The organism is Trichocoleus sp. DQ-A2, assembly GCF_039961915.1.
In the GTDB taxonomy this organism is placed as follows: Bacteria; Cyanobacteriota; Cyanobacteriia; order Cyanobacteriales; family FACHB-T130; genus FACHB-T130.
The window spans coordinates 86,795-105,027 of the sequence record NZ_JAMPKD010000002.1; the positions used below are offsets into that span (position 1 = coordinate 86,795).

The window sequence follows — 18,233 nt, forward strand, 5'->3', positions numbered from 1 at the left end:
ATTCGATTGCATAACCTTTTCAGCTATCAAAGGGCAGAGTCAAGTCAATTCTTTTTTATTGGATTTAATGGTGAATGGTTCGTTGCCTTTCTACCATTTGCGACCGCCATTACCCAAATCACTTAAATTTCTTTAATAAAACACTTTAAAAACCCATTTTCTTTAAGAAAATGGGTTTTCAGATTTGTGGAGTTTCCCCCTTGAAAATTTGATACAAAACCTAAGCTCGATCTACAATTTCTTTTGCTTTATCTTTGAGGTCTTCTTTTAGATGCATAGCAGCAGCTTCATCCTGCTTCATCTGACCTTCTGCTTGGTCTTTTTGGTCGCCGGTTACATGACCAAGCCCCTCTTGCACCTTGCCTTCTATGTTTTTAGCAACCGCTCTGGCTCTATCTTCTACGCTCATTTTTAGCTCCTTTACAAGGATATGTAATTTCTTATACTACTCCCAGTATATGAAGCTTAAGGGTAAAAAAGACATCCCTCGGCAGTTAGATTTTAAAGGCACAGGTAGCATTTAAAAAGTAGGATGGAAAGTGCCCACCCTACTTTCAATTAATCAAGAATTGGCTTGCGAGTTTTCAGATCAAATTTGTATCCGTGTGGAAGGATATGAAGCTTAGCTCCACAAACTGCCAAAGGCTCATCCTTCAAAATGTCACCGATGTTGCTATGGGTCAGCTCTGACTCATCGACAATCGTGACAGCTCCTTCCCCGATTACTTCAAACTTGTTATCGCTGACCGCGATCGCTGTATTCTCGTCAATCCCAAATCCTAAGACAGCAGGCTGCTGTGCCAAGGCAGAAATTAACCGTCCCAGACGCCCACGTTGTAAGAAATGCTGATCGATGACCACTCCTGGCAAGAAGCCCATACCGGGGCCCATCTCTACCACTTCAACCCGTGGATTTGTCTCAGAGTCGCCTTCAACGATCATGACATCTGGCATCATCGCAGCTCCAGCGCTGGTGCCTCCCACGACGATTCCTTCAGCGTACCGTCTGTGAATCGCCTCATCGATCTGGGTACCCTTGAGAATGCTGGTGATGCGAGCCTGATCTCCGCCGGTAAAAAATACACCAGTGGCTTTCTCAATGGCCTCTAAGTAAGTGGCTGAAGTTGCATCTTCCCGCTCAACGGTGTCAACGATGCGAACGTCTTCGGCTCCCAGCCGCTCAAACACTCTGATATAGTTCTCTCCCACTTCTCTGGGCAACTCTGTCGCCACGGTCATGACGACAATTCGAGCTTTAGTACCCCCGGCGCGGCGAACAAACTCCCGAAGGATTGTGCAGTCTCCCTCCTTGTCTTCTGCACCCCCGATGATCACCAACTGCCCGCTAGGTTTATTCGCTGGTACGTTTTCTTGAGCTTCCATTGATTTTATGTCCAGGTATTAATGGTTGTTTTGTGCATAAAAATACCCAGGAGATATAGAAGACTCCCAGGAAATTTTTTATGTCTCAGATTGGCTGTCCTGAATAACTAAAATAACTGCATACCGTTTGCCGCAGCTTCTTTCTAGGGATATAACTTGCAGCAAATCTGTAATTTAAAATACATAAGTCTATTTTGAAGCCTTTGACCGCTAAGCATAAATTAAGCTTGTAAGGCTGCAAAACTATATAGCTTACAATTCATTAAATCTTGCGGCTGTTATTCAGATCCTATAGCAGCAATTCTCAGATGCATGAATGAGACGCTTTGGCACACACTATTGCTGTGTTCCGGATAAGCTTTATAGTGCACCATCAGCTAGCTGCATTAATTCAGATGAATTAATAAAGTAGCTTTGCTTGATGGAACAGTTGAGTTTGCGTACCCAAGACTTCGTAGAGGTCAACTGCTTGCTGCTTACCGCGAGGGATCACCCGGTCAATCAACCGACAGTTGAATAACTCCGGTTGTCTCATCTGGGCAATAACGGCATCACTGGCAAGGATGTGACAGCCGTAAAGCTTTGTCAATTCTTCTAGACGGGCGGCAGTATTCACGACATCGCCGATTACAGTAGAGTCCATGCGCCGGTCTGAACCCACTGTCCCAATCATGGCAACGCCTGTATGAATGCCGATACCAATGTTCACCGGCTGCTCCAGGTTGTATTGTTGGCGATCGCGATTAAACCGATTTAAGCTGTCTACCATCGCCACCGCCGCACTTAAGGCATCCTGTCCGTGGTTTCCCGTGCGGTCAAACACCGCCATCAGCGCATCTCCCAGGAATTTATCAATAAATCCATAATTGATTGCGATCTCTTGATTCATCTGGGTAAAGAAAGCGTTCAGCCACTCAAAGGTGTCGCTGGCGGTTTGAGTTTCAGCGATCGCGGTAAAGTCCCGAATATCGCAAAACAAAATCGTCAATTCTTCTTCCCTGGCGTTTCCCAGTTGAATTGACTCTACCCCTTCGGGTGCAATGCGTCTCAAGAATTGATCCGGCACAAATAGCCGAAACTTCTCTGAGAGATATTCATTGATTCGCCATGCCGCTGATAGTTGACGCTTCGTTTTTTCTTTAATTTTTTCCTGCATTTGTTGCCCGGAATGCTGCGATCGCATCTCGATCAAACGCAGAGTATTTGCAATCTTTTTCAAAAGGAGAGTAGTTTTAATCGGCTTGGTGAAGTAGTCATCACCTAATATTTCCAACCCCCGAAGCTTGGATTCTTCATCATCCAAAGCCGTCAAAAAAATCACCGGCACCGTTTGTAGCTTTGCATCCTCCCGCAACCGGCGACAAACTTCAAAGCCTCCCAGATCCGGCATCATTACATCCAGTAAAATCAAATCTGGCTGAAAATCTTTGACAACTTCCAGTGCTTGAACGCCTGATGAAGCTATTAGAGTTTCATATCCTTGTGAATACAACAACTCTTCTAGCAGCAATAAATTATTGGGTTCATCATCAACTAACAGAATGCGCGGCAAGGGCTTTGTCATGGGACTGACAATATAAGTGCAAGTGGCGCTGTTATGGAAAACTACTTCTGTTAGCCACCATTACACTCGCGCCTATGATTTTCCTTCAGTGTAACTACTTAAAACAGTTGTTCGCTGAACCAGTAATTCTAACTAGATGCCCCTGACGATTCCTAAGCTTGACAAGTTTTCTTTCAGTACAGGTAGGTAGATAGATGGAAATCTAACTCCTCCGAGGTTGCCGGTAACTGAGAGAACTTTAACATTATTGAAACACAGGACTTCGGTAAAGACAATTAACCATCTGGTAGATCGAAAAACAAACCGATCAAGAGATGATCTTTCTCCCAAAGATAGATAGCCCTTTGGTGATAACAATTCTCGATTGGATGCAGCAAGGTTTAACCCCACCCCATAGACCTAGAGGGCTGCCACACCTCTCAATTTGCAGATTCAAATAGGGTATAGGAGCAGGGTATCCTTGCCGCTCATGGATTCTTTGGGGTTCTAATCCTGCATAAAAGAGCGGACGGTAGTCGTGAGGAGATCGATATCTATTGGCTTACTGATGTAACCATTTGCCCCAGCAGCCAAACAGCGATCGCGATCGCCCGCCATTGCCATTGCCGTTACTGCAATTACTGGCACCGACTTCCACAAGCGATTGGCTTTAAGCTGACGGATAATTTCAAACCCATCCACCCCCGGTAGTTGGATATCCATGACAATCAAGTGCGGCAGCGATTTAGGCGTCACAAAGGGAGATTGCAACGCTTCCATCATCGTGCGACCGTTATAAATTAACTCAACTGCATACCCTTCTAACTCAAGTACATCAGAAATCAATGCCTGATTGAAAGCTTGATCTTCCACCACCAAAACTCGCTTGGCATTCTCAGAAGACACACCACCTTTGAGAAATGATGACGGCTGTTGGCTTGGCACTGGGTTCGCTGCCTCTGTCAACGTCTGACTCATTTCCGTTACCGGCAACCAGACGCGAAACGTACTCCCCTGATTTTCCACCGATTCCAGAGAGACGGTGCCGCCGTGGAGTTCCGCCAGTCGCTTCGTCAGCGCCAAACCTAACCCAGTTCCTTCATGTTGCCGCGTTAAGGAAGCATCCACCTGCTGGAAAGGGCGAAACAGCAAATGCCACTTATCTCTAGAAATCCCGATACCTGAGTCTTTGACTTCAAGACACAAGAAAGGCGTGCTAGGATTCACCGGGCTGCGATCCGGTCGAAATTCCCCAATCAACTGGGTGCCATAAGCCAGTCGTCCACTCAATTTAATTTGCCCGCGATCTGGGGTAAACTTGACAGCGTTGGAGAGCAAATTAATTAATATCTGGCGGACACGGCGTTCATCTAAAGATGCCTGCCCCAGCCGATAGTCTATTTCTAGGGTTAAGGCAAGTCGCTTTTTATCCGCACGGGGTTGAATCATTTGCAAACACTGCCTGCAAAGATCCAGGATGGAAACTGGCTGGAGTTCGAGTTCTGCCTTTCCGGCTTCTATTTTGGAGAGATCCAGAATGTCATTAATCAACTGCAACAGGTGTTGACCGCTTTCTTCCATCACCCGCACGTATTTAATCTGGCGTTCGTTCAAGGAACCGGCAATTTGCCGCAGCAACAAGTCCGAAAACCCTAAAATGCTGTTGAGGGGTGTCCGCAGTTCGTGGGACATGGCAGCCAGAAACTCAGACTTCATTTGGGAAGCCCGTTCTAAATTCTGATTAATTTCGCGCAGGTGTTCTTGCGCCTGGGCCCTTTCAATGGCAACGCCCAGCGTGCGACAAGCGACCAGGAGTATATCCTGTTGGGGAGCGTCCTGAAGTCTCTGATGAGTGCGAGATTCCAGCGTCAAGACGCCAATAATCTTGCCATTGGCGGCGGGAATGGGAAAAATGCCCAGTTGACCAATTGCCGGATGGCGAAATGCCGACACTGCCTGGGGATGTTTAGAATAATCGTCAACAAATACTGGCTTGCCGGTTTCTACGACTTGCCACAATAACCCTTGACCATAGGGAATCCCTCGATCGAGAAAGGCTTGCATCTCGGCAACGGCAGCTTCGCCGTGAGTCGCGATGAATCGACCAGAAATTTGATTGGTGAGAATATCGGCATAGGCATCAATGCCTTGACCCGTAATTACCTTGACATCGCCGAACGCTGCACCCATTGTCTCCACCAGATAGGAAAGTGCAAATTTTCCGATTGTCTGCAAGTCGCTGGCAGGCTGCAACCGTTCCATCAAACCTACTAAAAAGGTCAGCCGCCTCACCTCAGCGTTTAAAGTTACCTGGTAGTCTTGATACCTGGTGACATCGCGGAAGGTAAACAGGCGTCCCCCATCACTCGTCAGTGTGGTATCTATCTCTAGGCAGATACCGTTAGATTGCTGTATGGGAAAGGAAATGTATTCTGTTTCAGTTTTGCTAAGGGCTGAAGCGATTTGTTCGCTCTGCTGCTGCGACCAATATCCCTGTGCCACCACTTCAGCCAAGACTTCGCTACAATGCGGCTGTAGACCCAGCCATTCGGGGGGAAGTCCCCAAAGAAGACTGAATTTTCGATTAAACAAGACTAAGTGATGGGAGCGGTTAAACAAAGCGATCGCATGGTCTACTGGATTCAAAATGAGTTCTTGTTCCTCCTTTGACTGTTGCCCAGCAGCGATTGTCTGCTCTGGTTGCATAGTTTTTTGAGAAGTTGAGGGTGAAGAAGTCGGGAATCAGTCTAGCACCGTCTGAATCTTGTTAATGTGGCTTTCATCGTCAAAAGTAAACCTTTCTTAATCATTCTTTACTTAACAAAATCTAACATTATCGCTCATGAGTTGACCAACTAAATGTTGTGATTCAACGCACAAGGCAATAAGATCAAAATCTCACTCCATAGATGTTAGGAGTCAAACTATCCAGGGTGGTGCGATCACTTCTATCTCAAGGTAGACATGATGAAATAGAGGTCAGTTGCTCCTTAAATGGGTGAGGTGAGAGATGAGGTTTGTAGAGCAAACTTTAAATCAGGAAAATGAGTTTGAAGTCAGTCTTCCTCTGTCTGAATTTCCGGCTTCAAAACTGAAAACTCAAACGATGCTAAATACTCAAAACTCCATGTCACTGGCCCAAGAACTGGCACAGAATTGGCGAGAGCAGATTGTAGCCGACTATCCCGACTCTAGCGCAGCAATGCAAGAAAGTATTACGCGCTGGCTGATCGGAGAAGATTTAGAACGATTTGAAGCCCTGAACCCAAGCCAGATGACAATTGCTCGGCAAGCAATGGAATATCGTTACCGAATTTTACGGCAGCGCTATTTAGGCGTGGGGCCAGAGCGTGCCTATCGGAATCTTACGACTCGGTTGGGCAGCTTAGTGCTGCTTCGCAATAAAATCCGTACTTGGGTGGCGCTTTCGCGCGATCGCCAGCGGGCAGTGGTCGATGTATTGCAAGAAGTAATTCAGGAACTATTACACAGCGATCGCTACATTCAACAGCAAATTGCTTGGATTGCCCAATGTACTCCTAGTGATACTCGTCTCCGCAATTCCCTACTGATGACCAGTATCGAAGAGTATTGCCTCAGGCCGATTCGCAACCAACCGCTGTTAGTGTATCGGTTTGTGAATTATCTACGGCGTTCTCAGAGAGGCGGCATGACTCACGTACCCGATGGCGAACTGGTACGGCTGGTTTCCGAAGAAGTGACGCCCGATGAAACAGACAGCCCGGTGAGTTTGCTAGACGCTCAAGCAGTCACTCAGTACCAAGAAAATCAAGTTTGGGAAGAACAACAAGCGTTACGTACCACTGTCAAGCAGGAATTTAAAGACTATCTAGCCGAAAATGTGAGTCAATCTGCTGCTGATTGGCTGACACTGTATCTGCAAGGCAAGTCCCAAGAAGCGATTGCTAGCGCCTTAAACCTACAGATCAAAGAAGTCTATCGACTGCGTGAAAAAGTCAGCTACCATGCCATTCGGGTTTTTGCCGTTAAAAGCCAGCCAGAATTAGTCGCCAGTTGGCTAGAAGCGTCATTGCAAGAACACAACCTGGGTTTGACCCTAATCGAGTGGGAGCAATTCTACGCCACTCTCCCCTCCGTGCAGCGGCAGTTAATTGATGGTTTAAAAGCAGGCAAAACCCTAGACGCGATTGCTGCTGAATTGAACCTGAAAAATCACCAAGTCATGGGCGAATGGAGCAAACTTTATCTAGCCGCTCAAGCCTTGCGGAGCGATTCTTAACCTAGTTTTCGACAACTAGCAATATTTTCTTCCCAGAGGGGTAGCATAACTATAACTATATGGATAAAACTGATTTATTCAGAACAATGTGCTAGATAATAGCTGAAATTCGATCGCAGGGGCATCTAGGATATTCACAATTCAAGTTCTGTAACTCGCCATGACCGCACTCGGAGTAACCAAGCTGCGGCTGGTAATTACTACTGGTGCTGATACCCTCTCCACTCTTTTTCTGAGTGGCTCTGATAGATGCAAATCAAATGTTTAGATTGATTGACAAGCTCCTGCCCTTTGAAGCCTGTCTGTACTATCAAATCTTGCCCATCACCTTAGAAGGCACCTGCCTAAAACTGGGCATGGTAAATCCAGCAGACACAGTCTCGTTGGATTATGTCCGTCGTATCCTAACTTATCAAAACTACTCGTTAGAAACCCAGCCGATAGCCGCTGACGCTCTCCAGGCAATCCTCAGCGCGTACTTGAAACACAATACGGGCATCGGCAAACAACAAGCCCATACCGAACCGCCCACGCCGGCAACTGGACACTTAGACACGCAGCCAGATCGAGAAAGCCCAAGCAAAAATTCCGATCCGATAGAACGGCAAACCCTCCCAACTCTGATTGTCGATAGTCCGGAAGAACTGGTCGAAGTGGAGGCAGATCGCCCCAACACTCAAGTGCCGCAACCAGCTCCAGAAAAACCTTTGAGAAAATCGCCGCAAGTGAAGCGCAACGCCACAGTTTCACCCGCTGGCAATCCCTCCCCCCAATGGCAAGAGCGAGCGCAGCATCACTTATCTGGTTTCACTGCTAATCTGGCAGCCCTACCGCCCCAGCAGATGTTAAAAGAATTGTTAAAGCGGGTGCTGAACGGAACTATCGATCGGCTGGATTGCGAACGACAGCTCTATGAAGGAAACATTCTCTGTAGTCGAAACAATGTCTTGCAGTTTGCGATCCCAGGATTAGCGCTACCCATACTTCAAGGAGTCATCGACGAGCTAAAGCGAATCGGAAATCTGCAATTAATGCCAGTCGAACAAACCAAAGTGGTGGAGATTGAGCGATGCTATCAGCACAATCATCTGTTACTGCGCTTGCAAATCATCCCTGGTGAGTACGGAGATGAGGCAGTTATGCAAGTGTTTCGCGGAGAAGCTTTGAGAGCTTATCAGCAGCAGCAACTAGAAAATCTCTGGGGGGAAGCTTTGAATCTTGCCCAGAAGCTCCAGCGCAAGATGAATCAGATATGCCATGCCAGCGCCTCAGACTCAGTTCTCCGTACTTCATCCCATCCCGCCTCAAACCCAGCTCAGATAGAAGCCCTGCCAGCCGTGCATCACTTGCTTACGAGCATCGAGCAACAACTGGAAGGACTCAAACGAATGCCCAGCGATCGCGCGAACCTTGATCCCAAGTCAAAGGACAATATGGCTCATCTGTGATGTAATGAAGAGCGTAGGAGTAACCAGCTTATTGCCTGTTATTGCCTGAAAGCTGAACAGAAAAGCATGAATGCTCCAAGCAAGAGGCAAATCGCGATCGCTGAAGCGATGGATGAAATCAAGGCTGTAATGTGCCACCGATTGCCTTAGCCTGCACGAACGAATTCGCACCCGTTGCAGTAGGGTAGGATAAATCATAAAGGATAAATCGACGAATATCCCGGCTTAGATAATCGTATTTTCCAGACTTGCTCGTTCAAACTTTAAACTTGATAATTCATACTTTATAGTTCACACTTCCTTTCATGCAGACCAAAGCTTTTTCTGAGCTGTTTCCCCTCTTTAACACTGCCGCTCCAGAGACATTAGAATGGCTTTTGTCTGTCGCAGTCGAACACGAGTACCCATCAGACAGAGCGGTTTTGATGGAAGACGCTTGGGGAAACGCAGTTTATTTTGTCGTGTCGGGTTGGGTGAAAGTCCGACGGCTCTCTGGGGAGAATGTCGTTACCCTAGCAATCTTGGGCAAAGGTGATTTTTTTGGAGAAATGGCAATTCTTGATGAATCTCCCCGCTCAACCGATGTGATTGCCCTCTCGCCCGTAGAATTGCTCAGCGTCTCTGCCCAACGCTTCATTCAAACCCTCTTCAAAGATCCGCAGTTGCACCACCGAATGTTGCAACTGATGGTGAAGCGTCTGCGCCAAACGAATCTCCGCTTTCAAATGCGTCATCAACCCCCAGCCGTAAAATTAGCGAACACGCTGATTGCTTTGGGAGAAAACTATGGCGAAGCCACAGAAAAAGGAACGGAAATCTATAATATTCCCTCTAAAGATTTGGCTAACGTCACAGATATCGGCGTTGAAGACACTAGCAAAATTATCGAGAAACTGGAAAGTAAAGGCTGGATTAAAATCGATCCAGCGCAGGAGACGCTCCATCTTCTCAACATCAAGCAGCTAACGCATCTAGCAGGACGAGTTTAGTTGTGAGATTCCAGATGTTCAGATCCCTGGCTTCTCTCGCGAAGTTGAGGATCTCCCCTGCGCGAATCATTTAGGACTTATGTCGTTAATCCTTATCTCTACTAATTGAAAACCGAATTTCTGACTACCGGCTAACCACTGACCAAAAATTGCTAGTTAAATTAGTGGATATCTACGATTGATAAAAGCTAAAAATGACAGAAGCAACAGTTGTTCGCCGCGATCGCTTATCCAATACCGCACCAAAAATTCATTACCAGGTGGCGATACGGGAGCCGGAATCGCATCTTTTTGACGTAACTTTTACCGTACAAAACTGGCAGTCACCGATTCTCGATTTAAAATTGCCCGTTTGGACTCCTGGTTCCTACTTGGTGCGCGAGTATTCTAAACATTTGCAAGACTTTTCGGCTGATTCCAGCGAACAACCTTTAGCGTGGCGCAAGCTTAGCAAAAATCACTGGCAAATAGAGACAAACAGTGTGTCGGAAGTTACGGTGCGTTACCGAATGTTTGCCAATGAACTAACAGTGCGAACCAATCATTTGGACGGGACTCACGGTTATTTTAACAGTGCTGCTCTGTTATTTTATATACCCGAATTTGAAAAACAACCCATTCTAGTGACGATTGTGCCGCCCAAACCCGAATGGCGCGTCACAACTCCATTACCCACGGCGGATGGGCAAGCGAACACCTTCCAAGCGCCCGATTTTGACACGCTGGTGGATAGCCCTTTTGAGATTGGTTGCCACCAGTTGTATCATTTTGAAGTTTTGGGAAAAGCTCATGAGTTAGCCATCTGGGGACAGGGGAACGCCGAACCAGAGCGGATTATTGAGGACACGCAGAAAATTATTGGGGTGGAATCCCAGATATTTGGAGGTTTACCTTATGACCGATATGTGTTTCTGTTGCATTTAGCTTCCACGGGTGCTGGAGGTTTGGAACACAAGAATGCTTGCACGTTGAATTACAATCGCTTTGGTTTCCGCGATCGCGAGAAGTACAATCGCTTTATGCAGCTGGTCGCCCACGAGTTCTTTCACCTGTGGAACGTGAAGCGCATCCGTCCCAAAGGATTGGAAGTGTTTGATTATACTGGGGAAAACTATACGCCTTCTCTGTGGTTTAGTGAGGGGACGACCAGTTATTACGACTTGGTGATTCCGTTCCGGGCGGGAATCTATGATGGAAAGTCTTTCTTGAAGGAGTTAGGCAAGGAAATCTCGCGGTTACAAACGACACCAGGGCGGCTGGTACAACCTGCGAGTGAATCGAGTTTTGATGCCTGGATTAAGCTGTATCGACCAGATGCCAATAGTGGAAATTCTCAGATTTCCTACTATCTAAAAGGGGCAATGGTATCATTTTTGCTGGATTTATTGATTCGAGGGCGTCATGGTAATCAGCGATCGCTCGATGATGTGATGCGGCAAATGTGGCAGCAGTTTGGACAGCCGGAAACCGGCTTCACTCCAGGAGAATTGCAGCAAGTTATAGAATCAGTCGCTGATATGGATTTGAGCGACTTCTTTAAGCGTTACGTTGATGGAACCGAGGAGTTGCCCTTTGACGAGTACCTGAAACCCTTTGGCTTGCGGTTGGTGGTTGAGGAAGAGGAACCCGTTCCTTTTCTGGGTGTGACGGCGAAGACAGAGAATGGGCGCGAGGCGATCAAATTTGTTCAAGCGGGTTCTCCAGCACAGTTAGCAGGGATTGATGCGGGAGATGAATTGCTAGCAATTGACGGCTTCCGAGTGACGGCGCTTTCTTTGAGCGATCGCTTGAAAGACTACCAACCGGGTAATACGATTCAGGTAACGGTTTTCCATCAAGACGAACTTCGGATGCCACTGGTGACGTTAGCAGATCCGCGCCCAAGTGCTTACAAAATTGTGCCAGTGGAGTCTCCTGACGACGCCCAAAAACACAATTTTGCCAAGTGGTTGGGATCGGGATTCTAATGGGCGAACCGACAAAGTCGGCGCTTCGCGATCGCATTTTCACATTCAGTTATCGTGAGAATGCGATCGCTTTTTCTTCTTCTAGAGGGCGATTTTTTCAGTCGGATTTGATGGATTAGAAGATGATTTCTCGATTCGCACATCCAGAGTTTTTCCACCGTTTACATGGTTGTTCCAATCTCAATTTGATGTCTGGGCTCGATCGCACGTCTCAACCCAAGTGGCTGAATACATGACGCAAATTTATGAAAGCATACCTACGCGCCAAAGTGAGTAAGGGCGGCGCGGAACGCGATGAACCAAACCGAGAGGGTAGCGAACAGATAGAGGTAGAACCGAAGCATAACGAGATTGAATGTACAGTGGACGACGCTATGCAATACCCGAAATACAACGAAGATCCACGCGGCGTTTACGTACACTGTATCGACTTGTTTCGTGACGAAAAGGTATAGCACAAGAGCATAAAAAAGTACCGGAATCTCGAACAAATTTTTTAGGTTATCTGATGGATTGGATACCTTTCGCGACCATATTTGCGCGGGTGTGCTAGATGCAACAAGGTCTTGCGGATGGATCTTCTGGCTTTCTATAAAACCGATCCGACGAATGTACATATACACCCAGATTAGGAGTGTCAGAAAGATTGTTGCAAAGAAGGGACTAAAGATTGCCTCTTGTGTCATCTCTACCTTTTAAGCTTGCTCATTGGGCTGATGATTGAGCGATAGGCTGCGCCATACACGATGGACAAGGCTTGAAGAAACGTAGAGTAACGAAAACCCTATCAAAGGGTGTAGTATCTCTAGGTGCAAAGGACTCTTGAGATGAATGGTGAGAAACTGTAGTCCCAGCAGCACGGGTAGACTCGCAGTGAGGCGTTGTATTTGAGGTGGAAATGGGGTGAAGAATGACCATCCTAGTAATAGTAACGACAGTCCACCATACCCTCGGACTAACCAAACGTGAATATTCCACCATGCAGGACTAATAAAGTAGGCGATTCCGACTGTTAATAATTGAGTAATCAAGCATAGGTTAAAGACGACTGAAGTTGCATAAAAGCCGACCTGCATCGCTCTTCTATCCGCGCGATCAATTTCTGGATTGATAGTCATATCAGGGGATTATTGAGATTAAAGCTAATATAGGCTGAGCGCCTTAATGCTTCTAGACCTCGATCGGGTACACTTTAACCCCTTCACGTATGACAAGTTCCTTAGAGCCTCTGTTGTCAGCGATTCGCCAAACCCATAGCAAATCCGACCTGCGATCGCAAATCGCGCCAAAAATTGGTGAATATTTTGCAGCGAAACGATGGGCAATTTTTTTCTTTGACCAACTCCCCTTAAGCGATCGCAATTTTCAGAAAATCTTGAAAATTGCACTCTCAATCGAGCATAATCCTGTGGCGCGTTATTTAGCAGAGCGCTATGCTCCGGTTCACGAAGCATTAGTGACAACCCCCAAGACTTGGAAATTAATCTGTCCTCGTCCAGATCACTGGCATGTGATGGCAGGACCTATCATCAATCACGGTCAAATCGTGGGTGTAGTCGGCTGCACGCGTGACAAAATAATGCCTGCCTTTGATAGCGAAAATCTAGTCGATTTAGGTGCCCTCTGCCTGCACTTATCGAGTTGGGTTGCAACAGTGGATTCACAAAGCATTTTTGCAGGAAAGTCACAGCACCAACCGTTTAATAGTGGTTTCCTTCAGAACGGCAAAGCCGAACGTTTAACAGCTCGTGAGTTGCAAATTGCAGAATTGGTGGCGTTGGGGCAAACCAACGCGGAAATTGGCAATCAACTTTGGATTACTGAAAATTCCGTGAAGCAAGCTTTAAAGCGAATGTTCCGTAAGCTTGAAGTTTCATCCCGTGCAGAGATGATTGCACAGCTTTCAAATATAAGGCTTCATTCATCCAAGGCAAACTCAGATTTATTTAACTCGGTGCTGAATTCCCACTCATCACCTTTCGGTTGTGTTTCCACTAAAGATTAAGTGGTTTGACAGTTGCAATCAGCGGCTGCTAAAGGCTGTGTGACTTAACAAACAGCTGTTATAACAAGCGAAGCAAGGGTTAGGAAATAATAGAAAGGAGTGAACAGGAGAAAAAATGCCCGCTCCCTACAGTTACGACGTGAGAATAAAAGTAATAGGGGCAATAAATAGAGGAATGGGAAAAACCCAAGCTAGTAAAATCTTCAACATTAGTCGAAATAAAATAAACTTATGGCTTAACAAAAGAGAAGAAACGCGAGATTATAGAGCCAAGAAGGGATATCAACAAGGGTATGGGGCGAAAATCACTGATTTAGCGAAATTTAGAGAATTTGCCCAAAAACATGGTAGTCAAACTCAACAAGAGATGGCTCAAGCCTGGACGGAAGAAATCAGCGAGCGAACAATTAGAAAAGGCTTGAAAAAGATTGGTTTTACCCGAAAAAACTTACGGATATCGAGAAAAAGATGAAGAGAAAAGAACAGAATTTATCTTAAAAATCGACCAAAAAAAATTAAAAGAGCGAGTTTATGTAGATGAATCAGGCATAGATAATAGAGAAGATTATGGTTATGGCTGGAATGAAAAAGGACAAAGGTTCCACCACTTAAAATCTAAGAAAAGAAGCCTAAGAGTGAGTATGATAAGTGGCTTATGCCAAGGGAAACTGATAGCGCCCCTAACCTGGGAAGGCTCTTGTAACCGTGCCGTGTTTGAGCAATGGTTATCTGATAAACTCGTACCTGAGTTAAAAGCAGGGCAAATGGTGATTTTAGATAATGCCAGCTTTCATAAATCCGAAAAATTAGAAAAATCATCGAATCGGTTGGCTGTGAACTCGAATATTTACCCCCTTACTCTCCCGACTTAAATGATATTGAGCATTACTGGTTTCCGATTAAAAATCGAGTCAGAAAATCGCTTGGGACTATCGAAGATTTTCGCGAACGAGTAGATACAGCCGTTCGCCTAAGGTCCTAATCTATGCTTCGACTGCTATAACACTGAGTTTGAGGTACGCAGTGTCAACTCCCAAGAATTGTCTCATAAACGTGTTTGTAGAACAGGAGAAAAAAATACCCCAGGTATAAGAGTTAGGGTACAAATAGCATAGAAAATTAATTGCAGTCGGATTGCTAGCATTAGGTGTGATTGAGTAAACGTGATATCTCCCTGATTAACCTCTCTGGTTCTATGGGTTTTGAAAGATGTTGTTGGAATCCAGCTTGTAGTGCTTGTTGCTGGTTAAAGTCCCCAGCGTAGGCAGTTAGAGCGATCGCCTTCACTTGTCCGCCTTGCTCTGTTGACAAAGTTCTCACCTGTTGCATCAGCATATAGCCATCCATATCTGGCATCCCAATGTCACTCAGCAGCACAGTTGGCTTGAATCGCATGAGCATTGTCAAAGCTTCGGCGGCAGTCGTTGCAGTCATGACCTTTGCTCCCGCTTCTTCCAACACAAACGCCACAAACTCCCGTGAATCCGGTTCATCATCCACGACTAACACTTGAATCCCGTTTAAATCAAAAGATGGCTCTGATAATGGACTGTTTTGATTGGCGGTTGGCTGTATGGGCATGAGTGGAAGTTTAACGGTAAAGGTTGCACCCATCCCAGTCCCTGAACTTTCGACTCCGACAGTCCCCCCATGCAGTTCGACTAAGTTTCGCGCGATCGCTAGCCCTAATCCCAGCCCACCAAAATTTCGGGTTGTGGTGGCATCAGATTGGCGAAAGTAGTCAAACACATAGGGCAGAAAGTCCGATTCAATTCCCTGCCCAGTGTCGCTGACTGTAATCTGGGCATGAGAGTCAAGGCGCTCCAACCGAATGTTCACCTGTCCACCTGCCGGTGTGAACTTGACCGCATTAGAGAGCAGATTCCAAATCACTTGCTGCAACCGAGCGGAATCTCCCTGAACCAGACCCACATCCAGGTCAAAGCTTGCCTCGACTTGGATTGACTTCGCTTCTGCTGCTAGCCGTACCGTTTCCATCGCCGCCTGAATGATGGAGACCAGATTGAGCGAACTGACATTCAGGTTGAGCTTGCCTTGGAGAATTCGGGACACATCCAGCAAATCTTCAATTAAGTCTGCTTGTAGTTGGGCATTACGCTCAATTGTCTTTAATGCCAACTGGATTTTGGCGGCATCTAGCTTGCCGTTCTGCAAGAGTTTTGACCAACCCAAAATTGGATTGAGGGGCGTTCTCAGTTCATGAGACAGCACCGCCAGAAATTCATCTTTGATCCGATTGGCGTTCTCGGCGGCTTCGCGTGCGATTTGTTCTTGCTGTAAGAGCTGTTCTCGTTCAGCCTGGGCGCGTCTAAACTCTTCGATGTCTGTGCTAGTGCCAAACCACTGTACAATTTGTCCCTGCTCATCACGAATAGGGATCGCGCGGGAGAGAAACCAACGATAGGTCTGAGCAGCCAAGTGTTTCAAGCGAAATTCAGCTTGATAAGGTGTTTCCGTAGCCAGCGCCGTTCTCCACCTTTCACTCGTCATCTCAAAATCATCCGGATGAATCACTTGAAGCGCATAGTGAATGTCTTGAGTCTGCTCTAAGGTCAGCCCGGTATAAGTAGTCCATTGCTGATTCACATATTGCGTTTTGCCTCCAGCATCGGTTATCCAAACCTGTTGCGGCATCGCGTCCGCGAGCTGGCGAAATTGCGCCTCCCGTTGCCTAATTGTGGCTTCTGCCTGTTTGCGTTCGCTGATGTCGGTAAACACGATTGCCACCTGGTGCATTGCGGCATCGCCGACCCGCGAAATCAAAACGTCAAACCAGCGTGAGAGTGCATCCGATCGCACTTCAGTGCGAATAGACTCACCTGTGTGAATGACTTGTGCGTAGAGGTCATTCCAATATTGTTTCAGTCCCGGTGCGAGTTCGCTTGCTGTTTTGCCTTCTGGGTTGGCAATGCCGGATTGCCGCTCGAATGCGGGATTCGCTTGCAAAATGCGGTGATCAACCGGCTTGCCATCCGCATCGAATAGCACTTCAACGGTGCAAAAGCCTTCGTCGATCGACTCAAACAACCGGCGATAGTGTTCTTCAGATTGGCGCAGGGCGACTTCTGCCTGTTTATGCTCGGTGATATCTACCGCCGTTGCGTAAAGCACCCGTTCTTCTAAGTGGGGCTGCGCTCTCCAGAGCAACCAACGGTAGTCGCCCTCTTTGTGCCGATAGCGGTTTTCAAATGCCAACGTTTCGGAGCCAGATAACACGCTGACGCTTTCCCCGACCGATGCGACAATATCGTCTGGATGCAGAAAATCAGTCCAGGGGCGGGAGGTCATTTCGTCCGGTGTCCAGCCGAGAATGCGCTCAAAGGCGGGGCTGACCCAGTGAAAATACCCGTGGCTGCTCATAATCACTTGCAAATCTGACCCAAGCGCCAGAAAGCGATCGCGTTCCTGCTCCACTTTTTGCCGTTCGGCTTCGATGCGCTTTATCTCGGTAATGTTGGTAAATAAAGCAGCAAACTGATGACTTTGTGGCTCTCCAATGCAAAAGGCATTGACATTAAACCAACGGTTCATTGCGCTCGCTTGCTGCTCAAAGCGAACGGCTTCTCGGTTTCGCACAAGGCTGCCATAAATCTCAAACCAGTAGTCTTCATGATTGGGAACCAGTTCCCGCATCGTTTTACCACTCGCTTGCTCCAATCCGGTTAGCCGTTCAAATGCCGCATTCACTTCCAGATATCGATAGTCAATCGGTTCCTCTTTCTCATCAAACAGCACTTCACAGATGCAGAAGCCCTGGTCGATTGACTCGAACAACGTACGGTATTTTGCTTCCGATTCGCGCACGGCGAGTTCCATGAGCCTGCGCTCCGTGATCTCCCGTGAAATGCACAACAATCGCTCCACTTGCCCATTAGCCTCTCGAATCGGGCTAATTTTGTGATCCCACCATTTGAGTTCGCCGTTGAGTGTTAAACAAGCTCCTTGAAAGGTACAAACCTCGCCGTCTCTTGCAAGGGCTATTGCTTCAATTGCTGCTTGCTTTACTGCTCCTTGCCAAAATTCTGCCCAAGACGTGTTGAGGAAGGGGGTTATATCCCGAATGCCCAGCCGCACTTGCCCCGCTTGGCTCATGAACAGAATTCGCCCTTCTAGGTCAAATACTTTGATGCAGTCATCGCTACTGTCGAGGAGCTGCTGATTAAACTCCTGGCTTTGACGCCACGCCGTTTCAGGAATTCCCTGCGAACTTTGAAGTGAATCTTTTTTTGCCAAATCCGAGTCAGAGCTGTGGAGGCTATCATTCATGGGTCTCCTCCTCACTTCCAGAAGTCTTTGAGAAGTATTTGACGAGCAAATCTTTGCCAGAATCGCCCATCTGATGCAGCAAGTGTTCAATCTGCTTCAACGCAATCGGCAAGGGCTTAGTCCGCCCATTCTCCCAACGATTAACGCTCTGAAATGAAACCCCTAGCTTCTGTGCAAACTTGGTTTGTGAGAGTTCCAGACGTTGCCGCGTTTCCCGCACGAGAGATTTTAGCTCTGACTGGTCAATTACAGGCATGAAGCACAAGCCATCAAGTTATATTCTCACTAACTATACCAAGTGTTATAACTGACCTTCTACCTATCAATAGACAGAACCTTTGCAATATAGC

Annotated in this window: 13 protein-coding genes and 1 pseudogene; 6 read left to right on the forward strand and 8 right to left on the reverse strand. The window is 46.9% G+C overall.

The annotated features are described in order from the left end of the window. Positions 1-220: 220 nt before the first annotated feature. The 4 genes from NC997_RS01860 to NC997_RS01875 all read right to left on the reverse strand — a co-directional run bounded on the left by NC997_RS01860 (position 221) and on the right by NC997_RS01875 (position 5,632). A complete protein-coding gene (locus NC997_RS01860; protein ID WP_190415139.1) occupies positions 221-409 on the reverse strand; it encodes a CsbD family protein in 189 nt (62 codons plus the stop codon). 149 nt (positions 410-558) lie between these two features. Beyond that, positions 559-1,383, reverse strand: a complete 825-nt coding sequence (locus NC997_RS01865) for a cyanophycinase (RefSeq protein ID WP_190415138.1) — start codon at positions 1,381-1,383, stop codon at positions 559-561. Between the two features lie 400 nt (positions 1,384-1,783). Continuing rightward, positions 1,784-2,947, reverse strand: a complete 1,164-nt coding sequence (locus NC997_RS01870) for a response regulator (protein ID WP_190529356.1) — start codon at positions 2,945-2,947, stop codon at positions 1,784-1,786. Between the two features lie 486 nt (positions 2,948-3,433). Then, on the reverse strand, positions 3,434-5,632 hold the full coding sequence (locus tag NC997_RS01875; RefSeq protein ID WP_190529358.1) for an ATP-binding protein: 2,199 nt from the start codon (positions 5,630-5,632) through the stop codon (positions 3,434-3,436). Positions 5,633-6,053: 421 nt separating this feature from the next. Here NC997_RS01875 and NC997_RS01880 point away from each other — a divergent pair, with 421 nt between their 5' ends. From NC997_RS01880 to NC997_RS01895, 4 genes are all read left to right on the forward strand, one after another. After that, on the forward strand, positions 6,054-7,187 hold the full coding sequence (locus NC997_RS01880; RefSeq protein ID WP_190415684.1) for a HetZ-related protein 2: 1,134 nt from the start codon (positions 6,054-6,056) through the stop codon (positions 7,185-7,187). A 260-nt stretch (positions 7,188-7,447) separates the two neighbouring features. Then, positions 7,448-8,635: a hypothetical protein gene (locus NC997_RS01885; protein WP_190529360.1), complete on the forward strand. Its 1,188-nt coding sequence runs from the start codon at positions 7,448-7,450 to the stop codon at positions 8,633-8,635. Between the two features lie 305 nt (positions 8,636-8,940). Beyond that, the gene (locus NC997_RS01890; protein WP_190415134.1) at positions 8,941-9,624 is read left to right on the forward strand and encodes a Crp/Fnr family transcriptional regulator; all 684 of its coding nucleotides are present in this window, start codon (positions 8,941-8,943) and stop codon (positions 9,622-9,624) included. Positions 9,625-9,818: 194 nt separating this feature from the next. Then, positions 9,819-11,591: a M61 family metallopeptidase gene (locus NC997_RS01895; protein ID WP_190529362.1), complete on the forward strand. Its 1,773-nt coding sequence runs from the start codon at positions 9,819-9,821 to the stop codon at positions 11,589-11,591. Positions 11,592-11,848: 257 nt separating this feature from the next. Here the strand turns inward: NC997_RS01895 and NC997_RS01900 are convergent, their stop codons facing one another. Together NC997_RS01900 and NC997_RS01905 are read right to left on the reverse strand one after the other, a co-directional pair. Continuing rightward, complete coding sequence (locus NC997_RS01900) at positions 11,849-12,277, reverse strand: MAPEG family protein (RefSeq protein ID WP_190529364.1); 429 nt, start codon at positions 12,275-12,277, stop codon at positions 11,849-11,851. A gap of 9 nt (positions 12,278-12,286) precedes the next feature. Further along, on the reverse strand, positions 12,287-12,709 hold the full coding sequence (locus NC997_RS01905) for a DUF6220 domain-containing protein (protein WP_190529366.1): 423 nt from the start codon (positions 12,707-12,709) through the stop codon (positions 12,287-12,289). A gap of 89 nt (positions 12,710-12,798) precedes the next feature. On the opposite strand from NC997_RS01905, the gene NC997_RS01910 reads away from it, so the two are divergent. Together NC997_RS01910 and NC997_RS01915 are read left to right on the forward strand one after the other, a co-directional pair. Next, the gene (locus NC997_RS01910) at positions 12,799-13,596 is read left to right on the forward strand and encodes a LuxR C-terminal-related transcriptional regulator (RefSeq protein WP_190529368.1); all 798 of its coding nucleotides are present in this window, start codon (positions 12,799-12,801) and stop codon (positions 13,594-13,596) included. A gap of 115 nt (positions 13,597-13,711) precedes the next feature. Then, positions 13,712-14,578, forward strand: a pseudogene (locus NC997_RS01915) (IS630 family transposase). A 161-nt stretch (positions 14,579-14,739) separates the two neighbouring features. Here the strand turns inward: NC997_RS01915 and NC997_RS01920 are convergent. Beyond that, positions 14,740-17,883: a PAS domain S-box protein gene (locus NC997_RS01920; protein WP_190529370.1), complete on the reverse strand. Its 3,144-nt coding sequence runs from the start codon at positions 17,881-17,883 to the stop codon at positions 14,740-14,742. After that, on the reverse strand, positions 17,876-18,139 hold the full coding sequence (locus tag NC997_RS01925) for a helix-turn-helix transcriptional regulator (RefSeq protein WP_190529372.1): 264 nt from the start codon (positions 18,137-18,139) through the stop codon (positions 17,876-17,878). The genes NC997_RS01920 and NC997_RS01925 overlap by 8 nt, the downstream gene beginning before the upstream one ends. Between the last annotated feature and the right edge of the window lie 94 nt (positions 18,140-18,233).

Excerpts from the sequence above, each read along its gene's own strand:
- NC997_RS01860 (WP_190415139.1), bottom strand. The coding sequence starts at position 409 with ATGAGCGTAGAAGATAGAGCCAGAGCGGTTGCTAAAAACATAGAAGGC.
- NC997_RS01865 (WP_190415138.1), bottom strand. The coding sequence starts at position 1,383 with ATGGAAGCTCAAGAAAACGTACCAGCGAATAAACCTAGCGGGCAGTTG.
- NC997_RS01870 (WP_190529356.1), bottom strand. The coding sequence starts at position 2,947 with ATGACAAAGCCCTTGCCGCGCATTCTGTTAGTTGATGATGAACCCAAT.
- NC997_RS01875 (WP_190529358.1), bottom strand. The coding sequence starts at position 5,632 with ATGCAACCAGAGCAGACAATCGCTGCTGGGCAACAGTCAAAGGAGGAA.
- NC997_RS01880 (WP_190415684.1), top strand. The coding sequence starts at position 6,054 with ATGTCACTGGCCCAAGAACTGGCACAGAATTGGCGAGAGCAGATTGTA.
- NC997_RS01885 (WP_190529360.1), top strand. The coding sequence starts at position 7,448 with ATGTTTAGATTGATTGACAAGCTCCTGCCCTTTGAAGCCTGTCTGTAC.
- NC997_RS01890 (WP_190415134.1), top strand. The coding sequence starts at position 8,941 with ATGCAGACCAAAGCTTTTTCTGAGCTGTTTCCCCTCTTTAACACTGCC.
- NC997_RS01895 (WP_190529362.1), top strand. The coding sequence starts at position 9,819 with ATGACAGAAGCAACAGTTGTTCGCCGCGATCGCTTATCCAATACCGCA.
- NC997_RS01900 (WP_190529364.1), bottom strand. The coding sequence starts at position 12,277 with ATGACACAAGAGGCAATCTTTAGTCCCTTCTTTGCAACAATCTTTCTG.
- NC997_RS01905 (WP_190529366.1), bottom strand. The coding sequence starts at position 12,709 with ATGACTATCAATCCAGAAATTGATCGCGCGGATAGAAGAGCGATGCAG.
- NC997_RS01910 (WP_190529368.1), top strand. The coding sequence starts at position 12,799 with ATGACAAGTTCCTTAGAGCCTCTGTTGTCAGCGATTCGCCAAACCCAT.
- NC997_RS01920 (WP_190529370.1), bottom strand. The coding sequence starts at position 17,883 with ATGAATGATAGCCTCCACAGCTCTGACTCGGATTTGGCAAAAAAAGAT.
- NC997_RS01925 (WP_190529372.1), bottom strand. The coding sequence starts at position 18,139 with ATGCCTGTAATTGACCAGTCAGAGCTAAAATCTCTCGTGCGGGAAACG.